The sequence below is a fragment of the Gimesia sp. genome (assembly GCF_048260065.1).
Taxonomy (GTDB): domain Bacteria; phylum Planctomycetota; class Planctomycetia; order Planctomycetales; family Planctomycetaceae; genus Gimesia.
In genome coordinates this window covers 250,614-263,092 of the sequence record NZ_JBLXHC010000006.1, presented here as the reverse complement: position 1 = coordinate 263,092, position 12,479 = coordinate 250,614, and the positions used below count along the sequence as shown (strand labels likewise).

Annotated in this window: 10 protein-coding genes and 1 pseudogene; 10 read left to right on the top strand and 1 reads right to left on the bottom strand. The window is 49.5% G+C overall.

Annotation, left to right across the window (positions count from 1 at the left end; genetic code table 11):
* Nucleotides 1-8 precede the first annotated feature (8 nt).
* The 9 genes and pseudogenes from ACN0YN_RS13780 to ACN0YN_RS13740 all read left to right on the top strand — a co-directional run bounded on the left by ACN0YN_RS13780 (nt 9) and on the right by ACN0YN_RS13740 (nt 10,952).
* Complete coding sequence (locus ACN0YN_RS13780; protein ID WP_417385597.1) at nt 9-1,049, top strand: NAD-dependent epimerase/dehydratase family protein; 1,041 nt, start codon at nt 9-11, stop codon at nt 1,047-1,049.
* A 166-nt stretch (nt 1,050-1,215) separates the two neighbouring features.
* Nucleotides 1,216-1,881, top strand: coding sequence for a class I SAM-dependent methyltransferase (locus ACN0YN_RS13775; protein ID WP_417385596.1), 666 nt, complete (start codon nt 1,216-1,218; stop codon nt 1,879-1,881).
* 336 nt (nt 1,882-2,217) lie between these two features.
* Nucleotides 2,218-4,278 (top strand): hypothetical protein, encoded by a 2,061-nt coding sequence (locus tag ACN0YN_RS13770; RefSeq protein WP_417385595.1) that lies wholly within the window; start codon nt 2,218-2,220, stop codon nt 4,276-4,278.
* Between the two features lie 181 nt (nt 4,279-4,459).
* Entirely contained in the window at nt 4,460-5,935 is a 1,476-nt protein-coding gene (locus ACN0YN_RS13765) for a nicotinate phosphoribosyltransferase (RefSeq protein ID WP_417385594.1), read from the top strand.
* A 49-nt stretch (nt 5,936-5,984) separates the two neighbouring features.
* Nucleotides 5,985-7,985 carry an NAD(+) synthase gene (nadE, locus tag ACN0YN_RS13760; protein WP_417385593.1) on the top strand — a complete coding sequence of 667 codons (2,001 nt, stop codon included), beginning with the start codon at nt 5,985-5,987 and terminating at the stop codon, nt 7,983-7,985.
* 10 nt (nt 7,986-7,995) lie between these two features.
* A complete protein-coding gene (locus tag ACN0YN_RS13755) occupies nt 7,996-8,685 on the top strand; it encodes an NUDIX hydrolase (RefSeq protein WP_278471990.1) in 690 nt (229 codons plus the stop codon).
* Nucleotide 8,686: 1 nt separating this feature from the next.
* The gene (locus ACN0YN_RS13750; protein ID WP_417385592.1) at nt 8,687-9,739 is read left to right on the top strand and encodes an ADP-ribosylglycohydrolase family protein; all 1,053 of its coding nucleotides are present in this window, start codon (nt 8,687-8,689) and stop codon (nt 9,737-9,739) included.
* Nucleotides 9,740-9,750: 11 nt separating this feature from the next.
* Nucleotides 9,751-10,350: a bifunctional nicotinamidase/pyrazinamidase gene (gene pncA / locus ACN0YN_RS13745; protein WP_417385591.1), complete on the top strand. Its 600-nt coding sequence runs from the start codon at nt 9,751-9,753 to the stop codon at nt 10,348-10,350.
* A 55-nt stretch (nt 10,351-10,405) separates the two neighbouring features.
* Nucleotides 10,406-10,952, top strand: a pseudogene (locus ACN0YN_RS13740) (RNA 2'-phosphotransferase).
* Nucleotides 10,953-10,955: 3 nt separating this feature from the next.
* Here ACN0YN_RS13740 and ACN0YN_RS13735 read toward each other — a convergent pair.
* A complete protein-coding gene (locus ACN0YN_RS13735; RefSeq protein WP_417385590.1) occupies nt 10,956-11,423 on the bottom strand; it encodes an NADAR family protein in 468 nt (155 codons plus the stop codon).
* A 622-nt stretch (nt 11,424-12,045) separates the two neighbouring features.
* On the opposite strand from ACN0YN_RS13735, the gene ACN0YN_RS13730 reads away from it, so the two are divergent.
* Nucleotides 12,046-12,381, top strand: a complete 336-nt coding sequence (locus ACN0YN_RS13730) for a hypothetical protein (protein WP_417385589.1) — start codon at nt 12,046-12,048, stop codon at nt 12,379-12,381.
* The last annotated feature ends 98 nt before the right edge of the window (nt 12,382-12,479 follow it).

Below are 12,479 nucleotides of genomic sequence, written 5' to 3'. Positions count from 1 at the left end.
CGAAAAAAATGTTAGTAACTGGTTCCAGTGGCCTGATCGGATCAGAGGCCGTTACCTATTTTGACCAGCGTGGATGGGAAGTCGTTGGCGTTGACAATAACATGCGTGCAGAATTTTTTGGTCAGGCTGGAGATACCAGCTGGTCATTAAAACGTCTGCTGGATGGAACTAAAAATTTCCGTCATTTAAATCTCGACATTCGAAATGTTGACAGCATCATGGAACTGTATCAGACAGAAAAGTTTGATGCGACCGTGCACTGTGCAGCCCAGCCATCCCATGATAAGGCACGCGATTTCCCCCTGACCGATTTTTCAGTGAATGCGGTCGGAACAATCAACCTGCTGGAGGCAAATCGCCTTTACAGCCTGGAGAGTCCCTTTGTTACCATGAGTACTAACAAAGTTTATGGCGACGCTCCCAATGAAATCAAACTGAAAGAATTAGAAACACGCTGGGAATATGATGATCCTGCATATGCGAATGGAATTGATGAATCAATGCGAATTGACGCATCGAAACATTCCATTTTCGGGGCATCCAAAGTGGCAGCAGACGTGATGGTTCAGGAGTACGGTCGTTATTTTAATATGCCAACCTGTTGTTTGCGGGGAGGCTGTTTGACTGGCCCGAATCACTCCGGAGTAGAACTGCACGGCTTCCTCAGTTTCCTTGTTAACTGCAATTTGCAGGAACGTGAATATACCGTATTTGGATATAAGGGTAAGCAGGTTCGAGATAACATCCACTCACTCGATGTGATTCGCTTTATTGAACAGTTTATCGAAAAGCCAAGATCGGCAGCCGTCTACAATATTGGTGGTGGAAAACAGAACAGCCTGTCCATCCTGGATGCGTTTAATCGTGTCAGTGAATTGACCGGAAAAGAAATGCGCTGGAAATATTCGGATGAAAACCGTTCCGGAGATCATATCTGCTACTATTCCAATCTGAATCACATGAAAAATGACTACCCGGAATGGGATATCACAAAATCACTTGATGATATTTTTTCAGAAGTGGTTCAGTCCTGGAAGCAGCGTGCGTAAACAGAAAGTTCAATTACTGAATTGACGCCACTTATATAGCAGGTGGCATCATCTTACTTGCGAATTATGAATTGATCTAACAGAGAAGATTTTCATATTGCCTGTAACGGTGATCGATAGTGACAAATTCATCTGCCAACTCTGTACAGAATCTGGATACGATAATATGAGTATTACCCCGGAATCTCTCCAAAAAGAATATCAATTGAGGTTTGGGCATCTCGCCGATTACCGCCAATCTGTCTGGCAGATACTTTGTTCGGAATTTTTTTCCAAGTATGTTTCGCCGGATGCGAGAGTTCTGGATCTTGGTGCAGGCTGGTGCGAGTTTATTAATAATGTGAAAGCCGGCCAGAAATACGCAATGGATCTTAATCCTGATACGGAAAAGCGGCTTTCTCCGGATATTCGATTTTTACATCAGGATTGTTCGACAAAGTGGGACCTGGAACCTGGATCTCTGGATGTAGTCTTCACAAGTAACTTTCTGGAACATCTTCCAGATAAAGATGGTGTAACGCGGACTATTGCTCAGGCTTACGAGTGCCTGGCGCCGGGAGGTTGCCTGATTTGCCTGGGCCCCAATATCAAATTCTTAAATGGAGCCTACTGGGATTTCTACGATCATTATGTAGCTCTCACCGAACTTGCAGTAGAAGAAGTACTTCGGCTGGAGGGATTTGACGTCGAGTTGTGTGTCGATCGATTCTTGCCTTATTCAATGTCACAGGGAAGCACTCCTCCATTATTCCTGCTGCGATTGTATCTGAAATTCAGCTTCTTATGGCGTTTCGCAGGCAAACAGTTTTTAGTTGTCGGTAGAAAAAAATAACCAGCTACTACTGACACGAATCTAATCTGTCAGAGTCATCTCTGAATGATCATGATAACAGGATCAGCAGATTTAGATCGATTCCAGCGATCTCTTTTCAGCGGTACGTATGGTACTGGCCTGGCCTCCGAGATGATCTTTTTATAAGCATCAGGGTGAAAAATGCAGGCAGGGCTGATTTAGGAACCTTGAATGGGATAATCGAATTGGTCAGGTCGTATCAAATCACGGTTCGCTGCGATCGCCATTCACTATTAAGAACAGACCGTTTTGTGATGCTGATTCAATTCGTGGCCAGGGCACATCGGCGACAATAGTCATTCCAGGGAAGAAGAAATGGCAGATATCGGAATTGTGTATGGAATTCTAATCTCCCTGGGGGTACTGGCTCTCATCTATTTCACAGGTTTGAGCGTTCTCTATTGCTTGAAATCTGAATTGAAAGGCCTCTATCGTACCTGCTGCAGTTTCGCGGTTGGGGTACCAGTCCATGCTGCTGTAGGACTTTTTATTCTCTTATTTGCGGATAAACAGCTTGGGGCAATCATCGGGCTCTCTGTGTTGTACCTGTTTGTGTCAGGGACTCTGGTTCACAGCCGGGTCAGAAAGTCCCCTTTTTTCTTTTTGGAAAGTAGTCGAGACGCTTTCATTTTGCTGGCAATATTTTGTCTGTTTATCACGCTGTGTAATGTTCTCGTTTATGGCCAAATCGATTTTCCAGCTCAGCTTCATGATGGCCCCTATATCACCAAAAAGCATACCTTACCTGTCAAAATACAGGTGGTTACCCAGCATCTTCCAGCAGACAATATAGTCGCTTATCTGGTGTCTGAATATTTTTTGAGGGATATTGATTTTCGCGCTGAAAGACCATTATTGCCCGGGCAGGAGGTGACCAACCGAACGATTATTATGTCGCTGGTTGCAATGCCTTTCCGGTCCGTGTTTTATAAACCGGAAAAATTCAATGGTTCTTTAGGGAAATACAATTATCTTGGTACTGAATGGCCTGACTTCAGTAAACTGGTTGATAATCGATATTACAGCATTTTTGTGTCGATCGGTCTGGCTTTAAATAGCTTGATTTTCTTCCCATTTCTTCTGCTTTACAAAGAACTGGTCGGGAGAAAATATTTAATTCTCGCCTCGCTCGTCTTTATTCTTACCCCTTACGTAATAATTCAAACCGTATTTATTTGGCCTAAAAATCTCGCTGCTTTTTTTATATTACTTGCCTTATATCGAGTTATTGTTGGCGAGAAAGGAATTGCGTTTACATTTATCCTGTTAGGCCTGGCTTACAATTCGCATCCGTTTGCTCTCGTGTTTATCGGAGGGTTTTTCGCATATTATTTATTGCAGGATTGGAAAGAGAAGAGGCTCAACAGTTCTCTTAAAGCGATCGCAATCACGATATTGATGCTGGGGCCATGGATTGTCTGGGGGAATATGATTTTGCAGATCAAGTCGGACCTGATTATGCAAAATTTTATTTCAGACTCACGCAGAAACTTTGTCTGGGTCCGTGTTTATCATTTATACATGGTATGGTTTCCCTCTTATTTAGACATGTATCCATTTGATGCAAGATTGCTGTTTCAACGTATGATGTTGTCTGTTCCTGGAATAATCGGAGGAGTTACTTTTGTCTTCTCGTATTATTCAATGTATCAGTTAATAAAATCCAATCAGCGTGAATGGATGGCGCTCTGCCTGCTGTTACCGTTGACCTTAATCGTGTGTATTTTCAGCCGGCCGGTCACGCCTATATTTCATGGCTTCCAGGTGATGATTCCTGTTCTGATCATTCTTGCGTTTCGTTGTATGCAGAATTTCAATAAAACGATCGTTGTGGTGCTGTTTACTGTTCAATCTCTCGTCGGCGTTGCTTTGTATGCTGATTATCTCAAAGATCAAAATTTCAGGGTCAATCTTTCCGGGGCTTCGGAATACAGCTTATTGGATCACGGGAAAATCAATATCGTCAACAGCGATAAAGAAGTTCATGTTGGCGTATCGATTCCGTTTCAGAACGGGGCGAAGAAATGTGTCTGGATGAATCCTGTTACCACTGTCAGCTTCGATGATATTTCTATTAAACAAGGTGATGCATTTGAGTCTATTCTGACGTTTCATCCGGAGGTGGTTGGTTTGGCTACAAATGACGGGGCATTATTCAAAATCGACCTTTTAGAGGAGGGGAAAGTGCTGGATTCCCATGAATATTTCTATCAGGCGGACGGCAAGATGAATGAACTGCATCTTGAATTGAATCGATACGCAGGCAAAACAATCAGCATTCAACTCTCAGTTCTTCCTGGTCCCGGCAAGGATCTTGAAGGGGACTGGTGTCTGTGGGTCGCCCCCAAAATCGTCTCAGACTCGGATCATAATTAGAATACAGCAGTCAGTCTGCTGACGGAAATATCGGACCGCTTTCGCCAGGAAATCAGGGTTTTTCAGCCGCTCAGATTGACCGTAACATTCAGCTGTTGTTTCAAAAACAGTCATTAATGATAAAAGACTGCTTGACTTTCGAATTGATAGTGTCGATAATACACTAACAAGGGGAAGAGCAATGTCGAAGTTATCACAAATCTATCAGACACCACTGGCTCTGCTGACGGACCTGTATCAATTGACGATGGCGCAGGGTTACTGGAAATCAGGCCGTTCCGAACAGGCAGCCGTCTTTCATCTGTTCTTCCGCAAGAATCCCTTCCAGGGGGGATTCACGATTGCGGCCGGGCTGGAGTATGCGATCGACTATCTGAACCAGTTCCGATTTTCAGACTGCGATATTGATTATCTGAGCAGTCTGCAGGGGAATGACGGCGCGCCCCTCTTTTCCAAGGAGTTTTTGAGCTACCTGACCCGCCTTGAATTCTGCTGCGATCTCGATGCCGTACCCGAAGGGACAGTCGTCTTTCCGCATGAACCACTGGTTCGCGTGAAAGGGCCGATTCTGCAGTGTCAGTTACTGGAAACAGCGCTCCTGAATCTGGTCAATTACCAGTCGCTGATTGCCACCAAGTCCGCCCGGATCTGTGCAGCTGCCGGTGCGGACCCGGTGCTGGAATTCGGCCTGCGGCGTGCACAGGGCATTGATGGCGGTCTGGCTGCCAGCCGTGCCGCCTATCTGGGTGGTTGTTCTGCCACATCGAATGTGCTGGCGGGAAAACTGTTTTCGATTCCCGTCAAAGGGACTCATGCTCACAGCTGGGTCATGTCATTCGAAGACGAACTGTCTGCCTTTGAGGAATACGCGGAAGCCATGCCTAATAACTGTGTCTTCCTCGTTGATACATATGACACTCTGGACGGCGTGCGGAATGCCGTTCAGGTCGGGCTCCAGCTGCGTGCAGCAGGACATGAGATGGTCGGAATTCGACTGGACTCCGGCGATCTGGCTTATCTCAGCATCGAAGCCCGGAAGCTGCTCGATGAAGCCGGGTTGACGAAGGTCGCGATTGTTGCCAGCAATGATCTCGATGAAGGCATCATCACCAGTCTCAAAGCCCAGGGCGCAACCATCGCGGTCTGGGGCGTGGGGACCAAACTGGTGACCGCCTACGATCAGCCGGCACTGGGAGGCGTTTACAAACTCGGGGCAATTCAGAATGAATCCGGGGAGTGGGAACGCAAACTGAAACTGTCGGAGCAGGCAATCAAGACGTCTACTCCCGGCATTCTGCAGGTGCGTCGTTTCTTCAATTCCGAAGGGGCGATCGCTGATATGATCTATGATGAATTAAATCCACAGCCCGTCAGTGATATCGTCGTCGATCCCCTCGATCCGACACGGCGGCGTCTGTTAAGTCGTGATCTCAAGGCAGAAGACCTGCTTTTACCGTTTGTTCGCGAGGGCAAAGTTGTTAGAGACAGCGAAACACTGACAGAGATTCGGCAGCGGGTTCAGCAGCAACTGTCACAGTTTCATAATGGTGTTCGCCGACATACGGCACCGCATCAGTATCCCGTGGGACTCGAACAGGAACTGCATGAATTCAAAACAGCGGAAATTCTCAGAGCCCGGCATCCACATCCCACGTAGGGAATGTCGGACCATCATCGATTAAAGGTAGAAAGTGAGATAAGCAGCCATGCAATTGATTCAGGTTGCTGCAGTAGCACTCAATCAGACTCCGCTGGACTGGGCGGGGAATCTGAAGAATATGGAAACAGCCATTTCCACCGCACGCGAACAGGGCGCCAGTCTGGTCTGTCTGCCCGAATTATGTATCACCGGTTATGGCTGTGAAGATGCTTTCTTCTCCCCCGACGTTCAACAGAGAGCACTTCATTCACTGCAACAACTGCTGCCGTTGACAGAGGGGCTCATCGTTTCAGTCGGGCTGCCTCTGTTTCATGGCGGGGCACTTTATAACTGTGCCTGCCTGATTGTCGATCAGAAAATCGCAGGTTTTGTCGCAAAGAATCATCTTGCGGGAGACGGCATTCATTACGAACCACGCTGGTTCAAACCCTGGAATTCACCGCATGTGAGCCAGGTCGAAATGGAAGGTCAGTCTTATCCGATCGGCAATCTGATATTTGAGTGTGGCGGAATTCGTATCGGGTTCGAGATCTGTGAGGATGCCTGGGCGGCACGACGTCCGGGACGCGATCTGTCACAGGCAGCCGTCGATCTGATCGTTAATCCCAGTGCCAGCCACTTCGCTTTTGGGAAACAGGAAATTCGCCGTCGACTGGTTCTGGAAAGTTCACGCGCTTATGGCGTCAGCTATCTCTATTCCAATCTGCTGGGGAACGATGCCGGACGTGTGATTTATGATGGGGCAACATTGGTCACCAGCAACGGTTCCATCCTGGCGGAAGGGCCGCGGCTCTGCTTTAGAGACGTTGTCGTCACCTCGGCTGTCATCGACATTGATCTCACACGCATGAATCGCGCCCGCCTGATGAGTTTTCAACCGGATCAATTGGGACAGTCTGAAAATCGGATCGTCTCCTCATTTTCATTTCCGGAAATCCAACCGCAGCCGAAAATTCAGACTGCGGAATCCTGGGAAACGTCCTTGGACGTCAAAGCGGAAGAGTTTTCTCGCGCGGTCGCACTCGGGCTGTATGATTATCTGCGTAAAAGCCGTTCCCAGGGATTCATTATCTCTCTGAGTGGTGGCGCTGATTCTTCTGCTGTCGCCACGCTGGTCTGGCTCATGGTAAAGCTGGCAGTAGACGAGTTGGGTCTCGAACCCTTCCAGGCAAAACTGTCTCATATTCCGGGTTTGGATCAGGCCACCGATGTGGGAGATCTGGTCTCTCGACTGCTGACCTGCGTGTATCAATCCACGCGTAACAGTTCGGAAACCACAGAACAGGCGGCCGCAAAACTGGCCGAAGCGATTGGCGCCAATTATCTCAAGCTCGACGTAGATTCAATCGTGCAGGATTATGTCGGACTCGTCACAGAAGCGGTCGGACGTGAATTGAGCTGGGAAACCGATGATGTTGCCTTACAGAATATCCAGGCCCGCGTACGGGCACCGGGAATCTGGATGATCGCTAATTTACGAAACGCACTTCTGCTGGCGACCAGTAACCGGTCTGAAGCCGCCGTCGGTTATACCACGATGGATGGCGATACCTGTGGCGGGCTTTCGCCGATTTCCGGAATCGATAAAGCGTTTTTGCGTCAGTGGCTGCTGTGGATGGAAGCAGCGGGGCCGGAGGGCGTGGGAACGCTTCCGATGTTGAAGCTGGTGAATCAACAGGAACCAACGGCGGAATTGCGTCCACAGGCCTCTCATCAGACGGATGAAACCGATCTGATGCCGTACGAACTGCTGGACTGGATCGAACGGGCCGCCATTCGGGATAAACAGGGGCCGGTTGATATTTATCGACTGGCACGAACTCAGTTTCCAGGCTATTCGCCAGAGCAACTGTCTGCCTGGGTGATCCGCTTCTTCCAACTCTGGTCACGCAATCAATGGAAACGTGAGCGCTACGCGCCTTCGTTTCATCTGGATGACGAGAATCTGGATCCTAAAACCTGGTGTCGTTTCCCGATTCTCTCAGGCAGCTATCAGCAGGAATTGCAGGAGCTGCGCGAATTCGTGGACAAAGAAAGAGGAATTTGAAGGTCAGACAATGAAATATAGTTATGAATATCCCCGGGCCGCTTTGACCGTTGACTGCGTCGTGTTCGGCCTGGACGAAGCCGACCTGCAGGTGTTGTTGATTCAGCGCGACCTCCCCCCCTTTGAAGGGGACTGGGCGCTGCCCGGAGGCTTCGTCCGACTGGAAGAATCGCTGGAAGAAGCCGCCCGCCGGGAGCTGCAGGAAGAGACCGGCATTGAAAACGTGTTTCTGGAACAGCTCTATACGGTCGGAACAGTGGACCGTGATCCGCGCGAACGGGTCGTCACGGTTGCCTATTATGCGTTGGTGAATCTTTCCGATCACCGTATCCAGGCCGCCACCGATGCCCGCAATGCCGCCTGGTTCGCCGTGGATGATGTGCCGGCACTCGCCTTTGATCACCCCGAAATATTAGAGATGGCACACGAACGCCTGCGCGGCAAAGTCCGTTATCAGCCGATCGGTTTTGAACTGCTGCCGCCCAAGTTTACGCTGCGTCAGATTCAGCATCTGTACGAAGTCATTCTGGATCGACCGCTCGATAAACGCAACTTCCGTAAAAAAATCCTCAGCATGGGAATTCTGATTGAACTGGATGAAGTGGAGACCGACGTGGCTCATCGTGCGGCCCGGCTCTACAAATTCGATCATCGCAAATATAAACGTCTGACGAAACAGGGCTTTCATTTCGAGATCTGATATGGAGAAATACGAGCAAATCCTGGGATGCCTGCTGGGGACGGCTGTCGCTGATGCGGTCGGTCTGAAACGGGAAGGCTTGTCAAAAAAGCGAGGCCGGAAGCTCTATGGTGTGCCTCCGCTGATGCCGAATCTGATTCTGGGCCGTGGGTTCTGCAGTGATGATACCGAACATACGATGATGGTAGGCCGCGCGCTGGCGCTCTCTCAGGGAGATCCCGTCGCATTCGAAAAAATATTTGCGGGTGAACTCAAACGCTGGTTTGTGTGTCTTCCTGCAGGAGTCGGCTTAGGCACGTTACGTGCCTGTCTGAAACTGCTGCTGGGTGTTTCTCCACAGCGCAGCGGAGTCAACAGTGCGGGCAACGGTCCCGCAATGCGATCGGCGTTATTGGGAATTTACGCAGAGACTGACCCCCAGGTCGCGCAACTGGTTCGTGTTTGCACCCGCGTGACTCATCTGGATTCAAGAGCCGAAGAAGGAGCCTTACTGGTTGCCAAAGCGTCACGACTGACCAGCAGCGGTTCTGCACAAACGCCGGTCGAATTTCTACAGGCTTCCGCCTTGACCATTCAGGATCAGGGGCTGAAAACTGCAATCCAGAACGCCGTCGAACATCTTTCCCGGTCTACTGATCCGGAAACGTTCGCTCAGGTGCAGGGCTGGAGTAAAGGGATCAGCGGTTTTGTCAATCAGACGGTTCCCGCTGCTTTGTACTGCTGGGCATATTCGCCCGGCGACTTCCGACAAGCGGTAGAAAACGCCGTAATGCTGGGGGGTGACACCGACAGTGTCGCCGCCATCACGGGGGCGATTTCCGGTGCAAACCTGGGAGCGGAAGCGATTCCTGCAGCATGGTTGTCACATCTGGCAGAATGGCCCCGCAATCAGAAATGGATGGAATCGCTGGCGGTCAGTCTGGCCGAACCGCAGTCGATTTCAGAAGCAGTCGCTCCTCCCGGCATGAGGTGGCTGGCGACCATACCGCGTAATCTGGCCTTTGCCTGTGTGGTCATCACCCTGGGATTTCGACGTCTGTTGCCTCCTTATTGAAAGAGAAAAACATGAACACACTGATTCTGGTTGACCTGCAATATGATTTTATGCCCGGTGGCTCGCTGGCGGTTCCCGAGGGGGATCAGGTCGTTCCGGTCGCCAATGAGTTGATGTCGGATTTCGATCTGGTCATAGCGACGCAGGACTGGCATCCGGCCGATCATTTGAGTTTTGCCAGTCAGCATCCCAATCGGGAGATCGGGGAACTGATTGACCTGGCGGGCCTGGATCAGATTCTCTGGCCCGATCATTGCGTGCAGGGGACCCGGGGCGCGGAATTGCATTCCGATTTGAACCAGGGCCAGATCGACCGGGTCTTTCCCAAGGGGACAGACCGGAAAATCGACAGTTACAGCGGCTTTTATGATAACGGCCATCAGAAGTCGACCGGCCTGGGAGAGTACCTGAAAGAGCAGGGGGTGCAGACTGTCACGGTCCTGGGCCTGGCTTCTGACTATTGTGTGAAATGGACGGCTCTGGATGCTGTAAAACTGGGGTTCCAGACCCGCTTGATCGAGCGCGGTTGTCGAGGCGTCAATCTCTCACCAGGTGATGTAGATCGCGCCAGCCAGGAAATGCAGAAGGCAGGCGTGAAAATTATAGAATGAATCAATTTAGAAATAACGGATTTGAAATCCGCAGAAGAAAAAAGATATAGATAAAATGAACGAACAAGAATTAAAAAAGAAAAGCAAATTCCTGAGTCTGATTCTCAGGCACCAGCCGGAGACGGTGGGGATTACGCTGGACGAATCGGGCTGGGTCGATGTCGATATATTACTGGCAGCGATGTCACAGCAGGGAAAAGGGATGTCGCGCGCGACACTCGACACCGTCGTGCAGTCGAATGACAAACAGCGGTTTTCCTTCAACGCCGACGGCACCCGCATTCGTGCCAACCAGGGCCATTCGATTTCCGTCGACCTCGGATACACCACAGCGGTTCCCCCCCGAGATCCTGTTTCATGGCACTCCCGAGAAATTTATCGAACCCATTTCCCGGGAAGGGCTCAAAAAAATGAATCGGCATCACGTGCATCTGCATGTGGACGAGCAGACCAGCATTGCCGTCGGTCGCAGACGCGGCAGACCGGTGTTACTGAAAGTCCGGGCGCGGGAAATGCATCAGGCAGGCTGCGAATTCTTTGTCACACCAAACCAGGTCTGGCTGACAGATAGCGTACCCGTCGAGTATATTGAGTTTCCCTGAGGTTTACGTGTTATTGTTAGCTTGTTCGCGAAGTTGTGACCGGATTTCCATCAGGATTCGCCCCAGCATGTTCTTGCCGCTGTTGTCTCCACCATCACCCCAGTAACTGTCGTTTGTAGTGTGTTCTACTATTTTCCGCTCACCTGTTGAAAGCAGGAGCATGCGCAGTTCCTCATATTGTGCAAATTTACTGAGCACGGCAGTCCGCATGACGGCGACTTTTACTGATTCCCAATCTTTTCGGAGCGGCCGTTTACGATCACGCCCCATCCGCGCGGCCTGCATGGGAGATGGCTCTTTACGAATTGCTTCCCGATGCTGCACCTCGGCAAATTTCTGCGCCTGAAAATAATGCTCCGAGGTTGGCCACCGTTTGCCATCTACCTGGATCGGGTATTCAGCAAAGTTTGAGAATTCCCCATATGCTTCACTGACGCTGTAGAACAGAACGGGTTGATTGGCATCAGACATGGGAAAGTTTTCTGATTGGAATAGAGGGAAAGAAGTATCTTACTGCACTTTAACTAAATGACTACCAGAGAAACTTCTGGTTCGGCTTTTCGCGATCTATTACTGAGGATTAGGTTAAAGTATAAGTATCAAAGAGTTTAGCGAAACAGATTGTTTTGGGGAGACGACTGATTCCTGATTCAGCAGTATACAGACTGGAATAATATGATCCTGTAGAGGGCTAAGATCGTTTGAAACATAGAAAAGTCTTTTCTGTAAGAAAGATGAAAACGTGAAAGACTCAGCCGCTGAACTGCAGGAATTCAGAGCCAACTTCGAACAGGCTATGAGAGAGGATGAACAGAAGGGGAAATGGGCCTGTTCTCTGCTCTTCGGATCGTGGTTTATCGAATACGCATTGCTCTGGATTTGGATCAAGTACAGTGGGACCCCCAGCAATGAATCTATGAGCGCAGTTGTAACGGTGCTCCTTCTATTGCCGCTGACTTTTTTTGCCTGGGATCTCATCAGAGTGAGCAGGGATTCCCGGTTGAAGTGCCCCCTCTGTACCGGTCCTTTGTATGACCAGCGGAAGGAGCATTTGTTAACGACAGGCATGTGCCTTCACTGCAGGCAGATCATAATGCAAGGGACTCTCCCCTCAGCAGAGGCAGCGCATGCGTATTATGCGGAACAGAACTTAAAAAGTAAGCGTCTGGAAATAGTAAATATGAAGAGCGGAGCAAGGATTTCTTTCTGGGCCGCATTTCTCGTATTGCCACTCGCTATTCCCATGTATTTTTGGATCAATAGCCTGCAGGATGTGCTCGGGCAGGAGACTTCCTACAGACCCGTCAGTGGCGTTCTCATCGTATCGGCAGGTTTGATCCTTCTATCAGTTTTTCTCAAAAGAACAGGCAACCATCTGGAACGAAAGCTGAATGAGCCATTAAAACAGGAAGAGACTGCTCATGGATAACGGGAAGAAAGATGACGTAAATAACTCAGACGTTGAACTACAGGAATTCAGAGCCAGCTTCGAACAGGCTTCGAGAGAGCATGATCAGAAGGGGAAGT